Source organism: Shewanella holmiensis (genome assembly GCF_025370255.1).
Taxonomy (GTDB): domain Bacteria; phylum Pseudomonadota; class Gammaproteobacteria; order Enterobacterales; family Shewanellaceae; genus Shewanella; species Shewanella holmiensis.
Genome location: NZ_JAMTCD010000002.1, coordinates 30,229 through 47,976 on the forward strand (window position 1 = coordinate 30,229; position 17,748 = coordinate 47,976).

Consider the following 17,748-nt stretch of genomic DNA (forward strand, 5'->3'; position numbering starts at 1 on the left):
CAAACACACATAATAAAGGGAGATGCATTTGCATCTCCCTTTCGTTTGGTTGAAGTTTCAAGTAGCTATTTCGATAGCACAGCAATGATAAAATAGAATGTCATTGCTTACCTGTGTACTTCGTAGATTGTTTAATAAGTCATTCTAACCTTACATAGTGCGCTGTTCTGGATTAATGTGCACCTCCCATATGGACCTTATCGATACCATAAGTTTTACCTTCTGCGTGACAAGTCGCACATGACTCAACAGGTAAATTAGCGGTTGTTGCAGGATTACCTTCGACATATGCGCCATTACTTTCAAAGTGAGCTAATGCAGAACCTTTAATGTGACAAGAGCGGCAAGATTCAGCAATTGGCGAAATATACTCTGTCGCACTCACTTGAATAGAACGTTTACCAGACGTTAACCCACCATCATCAGCAAACAAGGTTGCGCCTTCTTTATGACACGCCTGACAATCTGTTGCTAAGGCAGGATAACCTACTGTGTTCATGTTTTTATCAAAGTATATTGCCCCACCGTCCCACGCACCGCTGTGGAATCTGTGCGCAACAGTAACAAGATCTCTGTTACTGAAACTTAGGCCATCGACATTGGCGAAAATCGGTTTACCGTCAGCATCAACCGTACCGGTATCGTAGGCTACATCACCATGGTACGAACCAGGATAACGGTTATTGTGACAATCCATACATTGAGTAAATTCGGTTGTCCCGTGAGTACCTTTTACATGGGTAAGATTACCATGACAGGTATTACATTGTGCTTCGCTAACCGTGATACGGGCTGGATCATCAACACGGGCTATGACTTCATCTGCTGTTGGGTCTGATAAATTGAAGTACTTGATTGGTGCATTATTTGCCACACCAAGTTGTTCAATATCGCCATCGGCATTTTTAGTACATTTAACAATTTTGTCAGCTTCAGCACAAACCTGAACTTCTGCAGTGACATATATGGGTCCCATTAAGCGGCTTGTATCAAAGTCTTTGGCAAAGGTCATCACCCCACCGGTTAAACTTTTTGCATCAGTGACAACTGACATACCTAAACCACGAAGTGGAGTACCATCAGCTTCTAAGTTACCAATTAACAAACCACGTCTAGTGCTGGTCATGTACTCGCTTAAATCAGTACCATCGGCAATGGCTACCCCATTTAACATCACTTTAGCGGTTACCGTTAAGGTAGACATTAAAGGATCAGCGGTGGTCGTTGCTACTGCAGAGGTAAAGTCAAAGGTTAAGCCATCGGCGACTCTATCTCGATCACCCACATTATGCGCTTGCATAGGGCTTAACGAACCAGCACCATGACAACCTGAACACACAGCATCGCTACCAGGAACAATACCACGATGGTTCTCACCCGTTGCTAAGTCAACATTAACGTGACACGACAAACAAGCTTCAGCATACACATTATCATTCCATGCGGTGCCGTTATCATGACAAGTGGTACATTGATTAAGCTCTGCTGGGAAACCGATTTCACCGAACATTTCTTTGGCTTCGCCGGTTAAATCATCCGCAATATGATGACCCGCGTGAATGGTATGGATCATCGCATTAAAGTTAGCGTTAAAGCCTTTTTCAGGATCGTCCTGTCCACCTGCATAAGCTGGATTATGGCACGCAACACAGTTTTCTACTTTTTGGTAATTATGGTGAGCACCGATATTTGCAATTCGCAGATCGGTAGCAGCATAACCATCCATTGGGCTATGGCACTGAATACACGCCGCATTCGACACAGTATCTTTAGCTGAAATAGCTAACTCGCCAGTTGCAGGAATAAAATCCACTGGAGTAGACATTATCTTATCTGATACGCCAGTACCATCAGCCATGGTAACGTCATAGGCGCGAATAAATACCCGCACAAGATCATTGGCATCGCCAGCCGCTAACACCACAGGCGCATTACCTTCGTGGGCCCAAGTACCAGTATAGGTGCCAGGGTTAGCTTCATCTTCAACTAAGGTACAAGCATCAACTTCAGCACCACCTCGGGCGGCGGCTTTACCTGTTGATGTACAATACATGCTACTACCGAATTCATTTGCTAACGTATGGTTTACCCACAACATTGGCGCGCCGGTATCTGTGGTATTTTCAGATTGGCTCATGACATACAGCGCCACTTTCTCTAAACCAGAGAATGCTTTTGCATTACCCGCTGCATTTTTACCTGTTGCAGTAAATTTAAGGGTAAATGGGCTGTCACCAACCACAACAATATCTTCAGGCATAACAGAAACAACTAAATCAGCTGCTGAACTCACAGTAGTCACAACATCACCTGCGGGTGTGCCGGGTGTGCCTGGAGTACCTGGTTGACCTGGGGCGCCAGGTGCTCCAGGGGCACCATCTGAACCGTCAGATCCACACGCGGCTAAACCGAATGCAGAAATAAAGGCGATGGCGATTAACGATTTATTATAGGTTTTCATTTTAAATCCCCCGATTTAATGAAATATGCTTTTGCATACTTAAAATATAATGAAAACCTTACTGTTTGCGTGGATTACGTATCGAAGATGTGAACGGAGGTTAAAGTTTCGTTAAATGAAATTTACAATTTCAAAATTGCGGATTGCAGATCCTCTAATTGGTGATTTCCACTTTTGAAATTGATGACACACTAAATTGTTATTCAAATACGCGTGAAATATCACCAATTAGGTACACAATTAAATATTTAGTTGTAAAACAATACGATATAAAGACTGAAGTTGCTTCTTTATCTTTTGAGGAGGTATAAGTGTTTTATTTACGAAACAGTTAAAAACAACTTATTAATGAGAGTAATTATTATTCGCTTGGACTCTTCAGAATATCGGCGATATTGCTCATCACCTTCAAAAAAACAATAAACTGGGAAGTTCATCACCTTCTTTAATTTGTTTAGCTCTTTCGTTGGCAAAGGTTGCGAACATACCCTAGGTATATCATTTGCTATCAGCCCCTCAGGCATTATCGTTAATGACACACTGCCCATTGTCATTAGATGCCAATACCAATCATCTAATCCTGAAACATATTCGATATTTGTTAAGAAATGGCCACTTTCTTGGCAATACAACTCTAACGGATCAATACGGTGGTTATAGCCATGACATTTTAAATACACATAATCAAACTCAGCAATATCTTCTATCGAAATAGGGCTTGGGCATTGCCAGATAGGATGATCTTTATTAGCGACAACATATAAACTGCTGACCTCAATGATTGGGGTCACATTTAATCCATGTTGGTTTTGTTCATCAAAGCCAATTCCAAAATCAATTTCACCTTTATGAATTTTCTCTTCAGTATCATTTTGCCAAGGATGTAAGCGTAAAGGCCCAAAGTGGTTAAAAAACTCAGGTAAACTCAGCGACATTGCCAAACTGGTAATGATACTGGGTGACACTGCTACATTAAGTACTGGCTTTAATGGATTGCGTTTAGTTTGTTGTGCGACCGATTCAATTTGATCTATGGTATCGCTAAACTGACAGATAGGCTGATATAGCTGTTCCGCTAAAGGGGTAGGCTTTAACCCTTGCTGGCGACGATAAAATAACTCATCGTCAAATGTATTACGCAACGAGGTTAAACAACGGCTGACTTTAGGTGCGGACACTCCCAACGCTTTAGCGGCCAAATTGGCATAGCCCGTTTCATAAATGGTTTTAAAAACCAATAAACAAAAAACATCTAACTCGCTTATTTTTTTTATTACTTGAGTATCCACATTTTTTCTCAGTGTTCGGCCAATACATTCAAGCTAACATTTCATTCAGGTTAAAAAATTGATCTGTCTCGCTAAATGAGTATCTACTGATTTAAGCTTGATGAGAAAATAAGACTATAAACGAAGATTGATACACACATTATATGTTTCATCACAAACTGGCTCATTAAGAAATATCATTTCTACCGCCGACTGACTTATTACACTGACACAACATATGTAGTTTGAATGGTTTGAATGACGCTGACGAAAAAGTAGCTATTGAGATGGATGATAATATTGCCGTTTATTGCACAATAACTACCATTATTTATTTGAATATTCTCCAAGTGTTTCCACCAAATGTTAATTTACGCTTCCTAGCAATAATTGACAGAACCAACAATCACCAGCAGAACGAGTTAACGTCAAACATATGATGAATAAACTATTATGCTAAACACTCACAATGCCAATAGATGAACTTTTATCGCTAAACAATACCACAAACCTGCTGCATCAATTATCAAACAGACGCATTGACGTTGATTGAGTGAATCTCCGCTGTCGACAAGGCTCTAAACTCCCCTTCACCCAGTTCGTCATCTAAACGGATTTCACCAACCGATTCACGGTGCAATTCAATCACAGGGTTTTGAAAACGACCAAACATACGTTTTATTTGGTGATACTTTCCTTCTTTTAGCTCGACCATGGCCTGATGCTTTGAAAGCACAGTTAGCTTAGCGGGTTGAGTGGTTATGCCCTCATATTCAAACCACATTCCTTGAGCAAAAGCCGCTACATAGGTTGAATCTATCGGGTTAGCTAAGGTGACTAAATAGCGTTTTGTTACTTTACTTTTAGGCGCCATCAACCTTTGAGACCATTTGGCGTCATTAGTGATTAACAATAATCCGGTCGAATTTAGATCTAGCCTTCCGGCAATGTGTAGCAAGTCTTTATCGATACCAGCTAATAAATCTAATGCCGTAACATGTTGATTATCAATCGTGGCGCTTACCACGCCTTTGGGTTTGTTAAGCATCCAATAAGCGCGCTGCCTTTGTTGCAACACATTGCCCTGACACTCAATTAGACTGAATTCATCAATTTGAGTATCTGCCGTTAATACCTGATGCCCATCGATAAATAACTGCTCGGAAGCAATCAAATTACGAACCATTTTTTTAGGTATTTGCAGGCGTTTAGCTACAAAAGTGTCAATTCGACCACGCTTGGAAACCATAAGTTATCGATTTATCAAAGTTGAGTTAGGTTACATAATACCTTACCCTGTAAGAGGAAAAAACCAACAAGGAGTAACATGATTTCGCAACCTGCTAGTACAGAATTGCGCTCTGGGATGAATATTAGTGAGCTTAAACAAGCCATTTCATCATTAGATAAGTTTTTAGAAGACAACATTCTACATTGCTCAATTAACGAAACGCTGACCAATCGCGCTCACTTTTTTGATCAATTACTCAGCCTACTTTGGCAACAACATCAATTTGATGTCGATACTATCTCACTTAATGCCGTTGGCGGTTATGGCCGTCAGACCTTGCATCCTTTTTCTGACATCGACATTTGCATTATTCACGATGCCCCTTTAAATCAGCAAGACTCAGCTAAAGTCAGTGCATTTTTAACCCAACTATGGGATTTGAATCTAGACTTAGGCCATGGTGTTCGCTCGCTTCAAGACACTTATCAAAGCTGTCGCGATGATGTCACTATCGCCACCAGCCTATTAGAAATTAGACATATTATAGGTAAAGAAGAACATGCACTTAAGGTACTTAAAGCCTTATACAGTGATGAATTATGGCGCAGCGATACCTTCTTTGAAGCCAAATTGGCCGAACAACAGCAGCGTCACACTAAAGCTCAAGGAACGGCATACAGTATTGAGCCAAATTTAAAAACCAGCCCAGGCGGTATGCGTGATTTACAAACCTTAACTTGGGTAGCACGCAAACACTTTGGTGTCGCAGATATGCTGACCTTAAGACGTCGCGGCTTTTTTACCAATGACGAATATGCCGAGTTAATGGAGTGTCAAAACTTTTTGTTAAGGGTGCGTTTTGCTCTGCATCAAGCCGCAGCTAGGCCAGAAAACCGCTTATTACTTCAATATCAGGCTGAAGTGGCTAAGTTAATGGGCTTTGGTGAAGGCAGCTCATTAGGCGAAGGTGGCAATATTGCCATTGAAAAAATGATGCGCCAAATATTTAGAGCAATGAAGCGCATACGTGAGTTAAACCAACTACTTATGGCTTATTTTGCCCGTGAAATAGCGCCCAATGCGCCATCTCACGTTATCCCGATTAATGATAAATTTGAAATCGTTGACCAACATATTCATGTCCGCGATGAAGATGTGTTTATTGACCGTACACAAATTATGGCGCTGTTTTTATTGATAGCCACACACCATGACCAAATTATCGGTATCAGCCCTGAAACGCTGCGCTTACTTCGACAGGTTCGACGACGCTTAATGGGTGATCTACAAGATTTTCAAGTTTGCCGACAAACCTTTAAGCAAATTTTTAATCACCCTGAAGGTATGGGGTTGGCAATCACCCTTATGCATCAACATGGTATTCTGGCGTCATACTTACCACAGTGGCGTGAAGTCGTCGGTCAAATGCAATTCGATCTTTTTCACGCCTATACCGTGGATGAACATACCCATAAGGTGCTTAAAAACATCTATCGATATGGTACAGATATTCAAAACGGCACGATAGACAAAGATAGACAGTTAGCCGCTGATATTTATCAAAAAATGTCGAACAAATCATCACTACTTTTTGCAGCATTGTTCCATGACTTAGCTAAAGGGCGTGGTGGTGACCATAGTGAATTAGGTGCTGTTGATGCGCGCTTATTTGCTAAGTTTCATGGACTTAAACTTTCTCAAGAACGATTAATTTGTTGGTTAGTAGAAAATCATCTACTGATGTCAATCACTTCACAGCGCATGGATATTCATGACCCAGATGTGGTTAATCGCTTTGCCAAAGCTGTCGGCAGCCAAACACGACTAGATGCCCTGTATTGTTTAACCATTGCCGATATTCAAGCAACCAACGATGATTTATGGAATAACTGGAAAGCGGCACTGCTAAAAGAACTCTATCTTGCTACCCGTAAAGCACTTCATAACGGCTTTGAAAATGTGCAACAATTACGGGCGATTGTGCGCGATCACAAACAAGATGCATTGCAATTGTTACTCGCTGATGGCGGTGAGATTGACACCATTAAAGCACTATGGAAACGACTTCCATTATCATTTTTTAGCCATGCTGAAGCCGATAATATCGCTCGTTACAGTAAAGCCTTAATCAAACACCAGTTACAACCCGACTACGATAGTCAATTTGAAACCTTAATATTAATCGACAACGTTACCGTGAAAGGTTGTAGCGATGTGTTCGTTTACAGTAAAGACCGACCGGGGTTATTTGTTAAATTATTCAACGCCCTTGCCACTTTAAAAATCTCGGTAAAACAAGCACAAATATCGAAAACAAAAGACGGGTATGTGGTTGAGTCATTTAAGGTATTGGATTTTGATGATATGCCTATTTTCAGTGAAACGCGTCGCAATCAAGTGCTACAAAAACTCTATCGAGTGCTCGACCATGATGCAAAACTGCCTAAAATTCGCCAACCACGCACCCATAAAAGCTTTGAAAATCAGCTGAGCATTGAGTTTTTATATTCCCGCCAATCTACGCGCACAGTACTCAATGTGTCAGCCTTAGATACCAGCGAATTTATGGAGCAAATTTCGAGTGCATTTAGAAAACAGGAATTGACCATTCACAGTGCCAATATCAGTACCGTGGGTGAAAGAGCAGATAACGTGTTTTTACTATCAAATGCCCAAGGTCAACAGCTCGACTATGCTGAACGCCAACAATTGACAGAATTACTTAATCAAACCGTAGGTGATTAACAATCTTAGACAAAGTAATTAACGCTGATAATAGCTGCTTATTCTCGGCGTTTTTATTTTTAGACAGCCAAAAAACTGAGCTTTCAAGGTTACTTTGACTGCAAATACCAACAGCCCTAGCCATTCAAATCAGTTGTGAGATAATAGCCGTTTGTATCATACCCATGAGATCAATGATGAGAGCCATTGCGTTTTCATTGACCGGCAACCTATTGAAATCATATTGGCCATAACCCAAAGTACACCTGACTTAGAGCTAACAACTATGACAAAACCATTCTCATTCAGCCATGAATTCACTCTTGATAAAAGCTATTTTGCCGAAACATATGATGCTTCAATAGACCCTAAAATCAAAGGCAAAGACTTTATCAAAACGGCTACTTTTGCTGTTATTGGTTTAGGTATCTTACTGTCAACAAACCTAGGTAATAATGAACTAGCCCATAAAAATACTTACTATTTAGGTTACTTTTTCATTGGATTAAGTGTGGTAGAGGCGCTGAGTATAAAGTTTAAGCGCACTTGGTGGTTGTGGCGTCAAATGATGAGTAAAGCCGCCAATAACAATGCCTCGTTAACCTTAAGTGATGAGGGAATATTAATTGAGTCAGTTTATGTTAATCAGACCACCAAATGGACTGATGTTTACCGTATTAGTGAAATGAATACAGGCTTTATGATCACCCTAGCTAACGCTAAAAGTTACTTAAGCAAACGGGGATTATCTGAAGAAGCCATCGCTTTTGTCCGCACCAAAATATAAAAGTATCCATCAAGCAAAAACTCTTACTGTGCAGGGTATAGTTAATTTGTTGAAGTTATATTAATATTTAGTTAACAGCATTCAGTATAAGTAACTGAACAGCGACGCGTGTTTTAGCATGACGGGTGCTGATGAATCACACCAAAATAATGATAAAGTGCTATCGAAAATAGGACATTAAAATGAAATACCCTGCTATTAGCTTGTTTTGCTCCACTATAATGTTATTTTCGGCTGCCGTTAACGCTCAGCCTCAGGCACAGTTAAAAGATATTATCTCGCTGAAAGCCGCCTGCGCTGCAATCGCTCAAGAAGACTCTTTACCAGAAAATGAAATCCCCTCTTTTTTACTCGATTGCGTCAATGACCAACTTAATGAACGCGGTTACGAGAGAGTCGAATACCTAGAAGGTGTCACGCCTAGTGAAAACGGCGCGGTCGATACTGATAATGCATCACCTGGAACACAGGAAAATCAAAAGTCCTTAGTTGAAGCCTTGTCTGAAGAAGACACATTACCGGAAGAAGTTAACCAGTAAGAAACGCAGCAAACATAACACCTACTGTTTTGGTAGGTGTTATTATGCACTTGAATTATCTTAATTTTACAGTTTTTGGCGCGAGATCAACTTGCCTCAATACTTGTCATGCTAGCTTGACTATCATCAACCGCTTGCCAATAGCCTTGTTTAATCCCCTTCTCAATCATCTCAGCAACCGCTAACTCAATCGCTTGCAATACACAAAACTGTACTGGCTCATTAGTAGTAAAGCCCACTTCCGCTTCTGCCAATCGATTCAAACTCGTGAAACGAAATAATCCAGCGCGCATTTCTTGTGATAACACACGTTTCGTCGTCGATACCGACATCATCACTTTACCTGTGTGCACATCTACAGCACGTAAATAAATGGTAACCTGATCTTCTCGGTACATTTCAGATGCACCTATACCATAATACTCAACACCAGCACCACCAGTACTCGTGTTGGTTTCATAACTAATAATTCCCCCCTCTAACAATAAACGTGCATTAGATAAACTCGGAACATCATCATCCTTTGTACCCTGCTTTTTACTGATTTTACGTTCTGTTAATAGATTTTGAAGCCCCTCTCGTTCAACCGGAATAAACCACTTAGATTCTAATAGGGTTTGTATCAACATTGATGTTGCCCCCTGAGTCACAGCGGTTGAAAATGAGCTCACGTTTGCTTGAGGTTTATATTGACCAGTTTGATCTCTAAAGGAATACACGGCAACAGGGATCGGATATTTAGGCCCTGATTGAGCTTGAAGAGCAAGCATAGTTTCACTTGTTGGATTAACTTGTGCAGCTGTTAAATTAAGATCAGGTTTGGGGATCAAGCTACAACCTGACAATAATCCTAAAAAACACATCAGAGCGATTGATTGGGAGAATAATTTTGTCATCAAATTACACCCCATAAGTTGGCATTTCAATGACTGTGACATCACCCGATAGCAAGTTTGTGATAGTTAACATCACACCATTTCCAGTAGACACAACCTCAATACGAAAGTCTCCGGTGTCATATATTCCGTCGGTAATATCACCATCTGCTACGCCACGTGTGATGGTATTAATAATATTTCTTTCTAATGACTCTTTAAACCTTGTCACAAAGTCTTTTTCATTAGTAGGAGATTGATTATCATTCTGCGCATTGGCTTTATTGAGCAAAAACGATCCATTTAAAGCCGAGCCGCCAAAGCTGGGATTAACCGGAGTATAGACTAATTCTGTAGCCGATAGTCCATTCATAAAAAAAGCACTAATACAAAGTGTATAAAGTGGTATTAACATCCTGTTTTTCATTATTTTTATCCTAAAATCCGTCTGATGAACTAGCCATATCCGTTGTTACAGCATTTGCCTTTATTTGGGCAATGTAATCGATGGTTATTAATACTGCTTGCTCTGCCCGCTCTTTAATTGGCATTGCACGCCGACCAAAGTGGGTACGATATATTTGCGTACCATTGATCTCGAGCGTTAATAGGGTACCAGCCTGTGGGTAAACAGTTTCATACAAGGTAACATTGAAGCCTTGAGTAAAAGGAAGGTCGCGCCAATAACCGGAATAATAGAAACCAAAATCTTTCCCAAAACGCGTTAACGTCCTATCAATAACTAAGCCACTAATTTCAATATCAGACTCTTCAGCAAACACTTTAGAAGGTATGGCTATTGCCATCATTAAACTGAGCAATAAACTGCCAACAAAGCAATGCACGCTTAATGAATAAAAGTAGCAACTCTTTCCTGTCATTGGTGGGTAATCCTTCCCCTAAATATAGAAAGGCTACATTAACAATATCCACCTAGCTACGTCATCCTTCAATGGGTAAAACCCGCCTAAATTAGCCCATTTGTCTAGGTCAAAAGTAGTAAATTAGTACTTTTGGGTAGGGCTAAATATTGAAAAAGCAGCGAAGAGGCTGCTTTAGAATCAAACGTAAAAATCGATATGATTACAGTGCCTGAACAAAAATCCCGATAGACGCGCCGATTGCCACAAACCAAGATAATGACCGTAACGTGCCATAATTTAATAAATATAAAACATGATAAACCACTCGAGCAATGACATGGATAATCGCCAATAGGCTAGAGGTTTCATTCGCAGTATCGGTTGCAATTACCGTTAATACCGCCAAACCAAAAATCAACAATGATTCGAACGCATTTTGATGCCCTGCTAACGCCCTTGCACCAAACCCGGTGAGTTTGGCTTGTTGGGCTCGAGGATGGGCATTGTCATAGCCGCCTAATTTTGCCATCGCCACTGCGACCGGCATTTTAGCCAGATACGGTAATAGCATCGCAATAAATAAACAGATTATTAAAATATTCATTTTCAGTCCTTATTGTTATGTATGTTTGATGAGGCCGATTCAATATATCAAGGCGTTCTCATCTGTGCTAATTAGCATGCAGTCATAATAAATATGCTAATTAAAATGAATTCTGGGCTTGTAAAATGCAATCAAATTCGAATTCCCCCCCCACACAAATCAGCTACACAGCAATCAGCTACACAGCAGCAAAGCCACATTCAGGTTAGAAAACATAGTAGTTAAAAATACTGATGATGAAATTAGCGCTTAATTTGCCACAAAAGACCCTGATTTATGGCGGGTTTCACTTGAAATTGAATATCGAAATTTATTGGCCGGTCAGCCAACCTCAGCATGCCTAAAACAAAGACAAACCAAGACTGGACATTTTCCATTACAAATCAATTAATTAAAACATCACTCTTCTTATGAGCATAACAATATTATCTAACGGGCGTTATCTAATGCCTCACATAAAGCGGCCACCCCTAAAATGGCTCTAGGTGAAGCACGGTGCAGTAAATCAGCATTAAGTTGATAAATATGCTTGTTTTTCACCGCGGGTAATTCAGGCCAAGCAGACCAATCTACGCCTAAAATATTGCCCTCATCTTGGCTTTGTAAAATTACCTCTGCTTGAGTTAACAGTACATTCTCGATACTAATTTGTGGATACTCACTGGCGGCGTCATAAAACACATTATCACCGTGACATGCTGCAATACTGTGTTGTATCCAGCTACCTTTAGCCACTGTCATTAAGGGGGTTGACCAGAGTTGATAAAATACTTTCACTGACGGTTTATTGAGGTTTCGCTGGCGAATATCGGCTAATTGAGCTCGATAGTCAGCGGCAACCTGTTCAGCCTGGGTTTGTAACCCCGTAAGCTCACCCAGTTGCACTAATTCGGCTGCTACATCATCCAATGACTTAGGATCGCTATTGAACACCTTAAAGCCTAGCTGTTGAATTTGATTAATATCTTCAAGCTTATTACCGCTTTGCCATACCACTACCAAATCTGGGTTAAGCTCAATAATCCGTTCAATTTGAATACCATAAAAGCCACCAATGCGTGGGATAGATTTCGCAGCTTCTGGGTAATCAGCATAATCAGTGGTCGCCACAATCTTATCTCCAGCCCCAATAGCAAATAGCATTTCAACCCCATGGGGAGACAAGGCGACAATCCGCTTTACCGCTGAAAAATCATTTGATTGCTCTGCCGCTAACACTGCGCCGCCCGTAAGGGCCATAAACAACATGAACACTCTAGTTATTTGGTTAATCATAAAATGTGGCAAACTAAAATCCTTGTTAGTAAATATCATCAGATAAACTAAATAGATGGGTTTATCGCCCTGTATTGCAACGACTAAACATACCTATCACCAACCCTGTAACTGAGCAAATGGCATTAAATTATCGGGACGATATTGTTCATCTTGCTGCCAACGTTGCTTAACTGAATCGTGCACTTTTATGGTGTCTGCAACTTCAATTGGCCGTAATAATTTTTGCTTTAAACGATAAAACCGACGCCGTGAATGGGTTATCTTGGCTAGCGGGTTAAGCACAATACCATCTAATAAATGATTTTCAATGCTTAGCCCACTCAACTCAGCCTGCTGCATCATCCATTGTAATGGAATATCTGATAACGCTGTACCATCCGCATCAGGCGGATAACTGCCCCCCACATTACAGTGTGCCCCGGCAAACCACATTTGTTCAATACTGACACTGTCTTTTGGTGACCATATCGTAGGAGCAAAGTCTTCACGGTGTTCATCAATGGCCAAAGCATGGCGCGCCACTTTGACATTGCCACCAATCTTAGTGTCATAAAACTCATCTTTGTCTTCAAATAACCCTAAAAATGAAAATGGGATCCCCATGGCGCCAACCGTATCCCAAACACCAATAAAGGCGACATCTCTTGAGGGATGAGAGTATTGCTCTCGAAAGGCTATCGATTGACTGCCATCTGGGGCGTATTTGGCGGCTTGAGTTTTATAATGATCAAACGCCTTTTGAATGTATTTGGCTTCGGGGCGCTTAACAATGCCACAATTATTAATTAAGCCAGATAAACAGCGCACAGTATAGGCGCCGCGGCTAAAACCGAATAACCAAATTTCGTCCCCAGGCGAGTAATTTTGTACTATGTAGCGATAACCATCGACAATATTTTTGTGCAACCCTCGCCCTGTTGCACCACCAATTAAAGCATCATGGTACGAACCTATTCCCCAATCATAAAATACTTGTTGCGGCTTACCGTCAGCAGCAAAAGGTTTGATAGCTCGGGCAAACTTAAGCACATTGGTAGCATAATCTTTGGCAACATCCTGCTCTGGTCGATTCCACGTGCCGTCGGCACAAACCACAATTCTTTTATTCATAGTGACAAATCCATTTAACCCTATTCCTGTTAGACTAAGGCCCTATTGGAAACTTGTCTAAAAAACCATCTACTGTCATAGTTATTGCAGCGATATTTTATTCTTACCACTTACCCTAAATCGAGTCCAAATATGATAAATCCAGCAGATTGCATACTCATGGTGGTTGATGTTCAAGGTAAGCTAGCACAGGTCATGCAGCATTCCGGCCAATTACATCATCAATTAACCACACTGATTAAAGGTACAGCCCTATTTGGTATGCCTGTTATTTGGCTAGAACAATTACCTTATAAGCTAGGGAAAACCTCAACTGAACTTGCTGAAATACTCACACCACTTTGTCAGCCTATCGCCAAACAGCATTTTAGCGGCTGGCAGTCGGCACAAGTACAAACTTTACTTGCCAAAAACGGCCGTAAGCAAGTCATTTTATGCGGTATTGAAACCCATGTCTGCGTTTATCAAACCTGCAAAGATTTACTCCTGCATGATTTTGATGTGCATATTGTTGCTGATGCCATGTCATCGCGTTCAATCGACAATAAAGTCCTAGGCATTCAAATGATGCTAAACCTTGGCGCCCAACTAACTAACGTTGAGTCGTTATTATTTGAGCTGCAACATCAAGCAGAAGGCGACCGTTTTAAAGCCTTATTAAAACTGATTAAATGATCTTTTTCCGCTTAACGGCGTATCATCAATTACCTTAATGCAGTTGCTAGGTTGGTATGAATAAGCAATCCAATTCTTTAAAGGCCGCTAAAATCCCTAGCGGCAGACTTTCTCGTTTTTCTGCCTTTGGCGGTTTAGCAACCCGACTGGCTGGCAATGTGATTAAAGAGGGGGTGAAACAATATAGCCAAGGACAATCACCTAAACTGCAACAACTGATATTGACCCCCACCAATATTAGCCACGTAGCAGATAAATTGGCCCAGCTTCGCGGCGCCGCAATGAAAGTGGGCCAAATGTTATCTATGGACGCTGGTGAGTTACTGCCACCCGAACTATCTGAGGTATTGGCTAAACTGCGTTCTGAAGCAAATTTTATGCCTCACAAACAACTCATCGGCGTGCTAAAAAACCAATGGGGTGACAATTGGCTTGATGTATTTGGTCAATTTGAATTGCGCCCATTTGCAGCAGCTTCGATTGGTCAGGTGCATTTAGCCTACTTAGCCACAGGTGAAAAACTGGCGGTAAAAATTCAATACCCAGGCATTAAAGGCAGCATCGACAGCGATATAGATAACGTGGCCACGTTGTTAAAAATGTCGGGGCTTGTGCCGGATAATGTCAAACTTGATCTGCTTCTGCTGCAGGCCAAACAACAATTGCACCACGAGGCCGATTATCTCCACGAAGCTGCCTTATTAAATCAATACCAAGAATGGGTGAAGCAATACCCACATTTTGTTGTACCAAAGGTGTACCCACAACTCAGTAATGACAGCATTTTGTCCATGGAGTTTATCGAAGGCGTCCCGATAGAGTCGGTTGTTTCACTTGATCAAACCAGCAGAAATAAGATTGCCAGTCAGTTATTACAACTATTTTTAGCTGAATTGTTTACCTTCAAGTTAGTGCAAACAGACCCTAACTTTGGCAATTTTCAATACCAAACTGATACCAACAAAATTGTACTATTAGATTTTGGTGCAACCCGCGCTGTTCCTGAATATTTATCGAATGGTTACAGGCGATTAATGCTAGGCGCGATGACCAGTGACTATGAATTAATTACCAGCGCTGCAGCTGACATTGGCTTTTTTCAAGACAACATTACCCCTGAGCAGCAACAGCTTATCGTAGAGATATTCCATCAAGCCTGCGAGCCATTGCGCTGTGATGGTGAATATGACTTTGCCCAAAGTCAGTTAGCTAAACGCGTTACTGATGCCGCAAAGGCCATGAGCACAAAACAAGACCAATGGCATACACCGCCAATGGACGCCATTTTCATCCATCGTAAGTTAGCCGGGATTTATTTATTAGCAGCCAAAATTAAAGCAAAGGTAAATGTCAGGGCATTATTTTCTGTTCATCAATCTGTCACCAGCGGAAGAAAAGAGTAACATAACCGGTCTATCGTTTTTGGTGACGGCAACCGCCACTCCCGCTATTAAATCTTGTTGAGATATTTATGAATCATGGGTTATCTACTCGTTTAAAAATCGTTTGCTTGCTGGGGCTTTTGGTTAATTCTGCCAGCCAAGCACATTCTGTCGCGCCAAATACAGATAAAAATAGTGCCACAATTGCAGTATCAAACTCTGCGCCCCAAACGGCGAATGCAAAAAAACAAAGCGACAATGCAACACAAAACAATCAACTCGCGATCAAACAAGTTGCCGAAGGTATCTATGAACACAAATCTTATTTGAATGTAACAAACTTTGGTTTAGTTGAGGCCAATGGTTTAGTCGTGGTGCAAGATAATCAAGCATACATTATTGATACACCATGGACAGACAAGGACACAGCCAAATTACTTGAGTGGATTACCCTGCAAGGTTTCACCGCAGTTGCCAGTATTTCAACCCATTCCCATCAAGACCGCGCTGGAGGCATTGGTTATTTAAATAGTCAGGGCATTAATACTATAGTCTCTGAAACTACCCAGCTTATTTTAGCCGATAGCCATAAATCAAAAGCTCAAACCACTTTTACTGGTAAGCATTACAGCGTTAAAGCCGATTTAATTGAGGTATACGATCTGGGTGCAGGCCACACCCAAGATAATTTGGTGGTATGGCTTCCTAAGCAAAAAATATTATTTGGCGGTTGCTTAATTAAGTCGTTAGATTCCACCAATATGGGCTACACGGGCGAGGCAGATATGAAAGCTTGGCCATTAACCCTAAATAAGCTGCAACAACAATTTCCACAAGTTAACTTAGTGATACCAGGCCATGGCGCCAGTGGTGATATGTCATTAGTCAGCCATACTATGGCGCTTATAGCGCAGTACAACCAACAGCATACTCAAACAAAGTAGTAGCCCATTAAAAGTTTATTAAACAAGCTCGATAAGAGCCTTACAAGGAGAGTCACCATGTTTAGCCATGTAATGATCGGTGTTAACGACATTGAAAAATCGAAAAAGTTTTACGATGCTATTTTAGGCGAATTAGGCCATGCACCGGGGACGATTGATGACAAAGGTCGTTGTTTCTACTTCACTCCATCTGGCATTTTTGCCTTAACTAAACCAATTAACGGTGAGCCAGCTACCCACGGAAATGGCACGACCATTGGGTTTGCAGCTGCAACGCCAGAACTTGCCAACGCATGGGAAGCCGCTGGTGTTAAAAATGGCGGCACGGCTTGTGAAGATGCTCCCGGCATTCGTCAGGGCCCAGGGTTTCAATTATACCTAGCGTATTTACGTGATCCTGATGGCAACAAGCTATGCGCGCTACATAGAGTGTAAAACCACTTTAACCACATTGTGCTTTACTCATCCTACATTAGAGTAAAGCACAGTGATTGAATCAATAAACCATTAATCTAGTCCCCTAGTCGATAAGGATAACGCTAAGATGAATTTGAACATTGAAAAAATTGGTCAAATTGCCATTGCCGTGACTGACATCAATCAGTCTGTAGCCTTTTATCGCGATATCCTTGGTTTGAGCTTATTATTTGAAGTCCCATCAGGTTTAGCTTTTTTTAACTGTGGCGGCACACGCTTAATGCTCACCACCTTACAAGGTAAAGCTGAAGACCATAAAACCTCTGTAATTTATTACCAAGTCTTAGATATCCATCAAGCCACAGCTCAACTCAAAGCGAAAGGCATTAACTTTGAACGTGAACCACAATTAGCAGCCAAAATGACAGACCATCATTTGTGGATAGGTTTTTTACGGGATCCCGACCAAAACTTAATCGGCTTAATGGCTGAATTGCCCTTAGCGTAAATCCACAGGTGCTGTGATGGATCTAGGTGTTTTCATCGGGTGTAAAAACATAGCAATAACCGCAACGTCAAATGCTCACCAA

At 41.1% G+C, this 17,748-nt stretch carries 17 protein-coding genes; 8 read left to right on the plus strand and 9 right to left on the minus strand.

Annotated features, from left to right (window positions below):
* Window positions 1–172 precede the first annotated feature (172 nt).
* From NE535_RS01735 to NE535_RS01745, 3 genes are all read right to left on the minus strand, one after another.
* Window positions 173–2,461: an OmcA/MtrC family decaheme c-type cytochrome gene (locus NE535_RS01735; RefSeq protein ID WP_261296977.1), complete on the minus strand. Its 2,289-nt coding sequence runs from the start codon at window positions 2,459–2,461 to the stop codon at window positions 173–175.
* A 320-nt stretch (window positions 2,462–2,781) separates the two neighbouring features.
* Entirely contained in the window at window positions 2,782–3,750 is a 969-nt protein-coding gene (locus tag NE535_RS01740; protein WP_261296978.1) for a LysR family transcriptional regulator, read from the minus strand.
* 505 nt (window positions 3,751–4,255) lie between these two features.
* Entirely contained in the window at window positions 4,256–4,978 is a 723-nt protein-coding gene (locus tag NE535_RS01745) for a 16S rRNA pseudouridine(516) synthase (protein WP_261296979.1), read from the minus strand.
* Between the two features lie 78 nt (window positions 4,979–5,056).
* Between NE535_RS01745 and glnD the strand changes: the two genes are divergently transcribed.
* From glnD to NE535_RS01760, 3 genes are all read left to right on the plus strand, one after another.
* Complete coding sequence (glnD, locus tag NE535_RS01750; protein ID WP_261296980.1) at window positions 5,057–7,705, plus strand: [protein-PII] uridylyltransferase; 2,649 nt, start codon at window positions 5,057–5,059, stop codon at window positions 7,703–7,705.
* A gap of 265 nt (window positions 7,706–7,970) precedes the next feature.
* A complete protein-coding gene (locus tag NE535_RS01755) occupies window positions 7,971–8,471 on the plus strand; it encodes a YcxB family protein (protein ID WP_261296981.1) in 501 nt (166 codons plus the stop codon).
* Window positions 8,472–8,653: 182 nt separating this feature from the next.
* Window positions 8,654–9,010 (plus strand): hypothetical protein, encoded by a 357-nt coding sequence (locus NE535_RS01760; protein WP_261296982.1) that lies wholly within the window; start codon window positions 8,654–8,656, stop codon window positions 9,008–9,010.
* An 86-nt stretch (window positions 9,011–9,096) separates the two neighbouring features.
* On the opposite strand, the gene NE535_RS01765 is transcribed toward NE535_RS01760, so the two are convergent.
* The 6 genes from NE535_RS01765 to NE535_RS01790 form a co-directional block, all read right to left on the minus strand.
* Window positions 9,097–9,882 carry a CsgG/HfaB family protein gene (locus NE535_RS01765; protein ID WP_371931121.1) on the minus strand — a complete coding sequence of 262 codons (786 nt, stop codon included), beginning with the start codon at window positions 9,880–9,882 and terminating at the stop codon, window positions 9,097–9,099.
* Window positions 9,883–9,910: 28 nt separating this feature from the next.
* On the minus strand, window positions 9,911–10,312 hold the full coding sequence (locus tag NE535_RS01770; RefSeq protein ID WP_261296984.1) for a curli assembly protein CsgF: 402 nt from the start codon (window positions 10,310–10,312) through the stop codon (window positions 9,911–9,913).
* Window positions 10,313–10,322: 10 nt separating this feature from the next.
* Window positions 10,323–10,694: a curli production assembly/transport protein CsgE gene (locus NE535_RS01775; RefSeq protein WP_261297228.1), complete on the minus strand. Its 372-nt coding sequence runs from the start codon at window positions 10,692–10,694 to the stop codon at window positions 10,323–10,325.
* 274 nt (window positions 10,695–10,968) lie between these two features.
* On the minus strand, window positions 10,969–11,352 hold the full coding sequence (locus tag NE535_RS01780; protein ID WP_261296985.1) for an MAPEG family protein: 384 nt from the start codon (window positions 11,350–11,352) through the stop codon (window positions 10,969–10,971).
* A 429-nt stretch (window positions 11,353–11,781) separates the two neighbouring features.
* The gene (locus NE535_RS01785; protein WP_261297229.1) at window positions 11,782–12,591 is read right to left on the minus strand and encodes a cobalamin-binding protein; all 810 of its coding nucleotides are present in this window, start codon (window positions 12,589–12,591) and stop codon (window positions 11,782–11,784) included.
* Window positions 12,592–12,723: 132 nt separating this feature from the next.
* Window positions 12,724–13,740: a DUF2235 domain-containing protein gene (locus tag NE535_RS01790; protein ID WP_261296986.1), complete on the minus strand. Its 1,017-nt coding sequence runs from the start codon at window positions 13,738–13,740 to the stop codon at window positions 12,724–12,726.
* Window positions 13,741–13,872: 132 nt separating this feature from the next.
* Between NE535_RS01790 and NE535_RS01795 the strand changes: the two genes are divergently transcribed.
* The 5 genes from NE535_RS01795 (at window position 13,873) to NE535_RS01815 (ending at window position 17,666) form a co-directional block, all read left to right on the plus strand.
* Entirely contained in the window at window positions 13,873–14,415 is a 543-nt protein-coding gene (locus NE535_RS01795; RefSeq protein WP_261296987.1) for a hydrolase, read from the plus strand.
* Window positions 14,416–14,471: 56 nt separating this feature from the next.
* On the plus strand, window positions 14,472–15,818 hold the full coding sequence (locus tag NE535_RS01800) for an ABC1 kinase family protein (protein ID WP_261296988.1): 1,347 nt from the start codon (window positions 14,472–14,474) through the stop codon (window positions 15,816–15,818).
* A gap of 68 nt (window positions 15,819–15,886) precedes the next feature.
* Window positions 15,887–16,741: a DIM/SIM/IMP family subclass B1 metallo-beta-lactamase gene (blaDIM, locus tag NE535_RS01805; RefSeq protein ID WP_261296989.1), complete on the plus strand. Its 855-nt coding sequence runs from the start codon at window positions 15,887–15,889 to the stop codon at window positions 16,739–16,741.
* A 57-nt stretch (window positions 16,742–16,798) separates the two neighbouring features.
* Window positions 16,799–17,176, plus strand: coding sequence for a VOC family protein (locus NE535_RS01810; protein WP_261296990.1), 378 nt, complete (start codon window positions 16,799–16,801; stop codon window positions 17,174–17,176).
* 109 nt (window positions 17,177–17,285) lie between these two features.
* Window positions 17,286–17,666, plus strand: a complete 381-nt coding sequence (locus NE535_RS01815; RefSeq protein WP_261296991.1) for a VOC family protein — start codon at window positions 17,286–17,288, stop codon at window positions 17,664–17,666.
* Window positions 17,667–17,748: the final 82 nt, after the last annotated feature.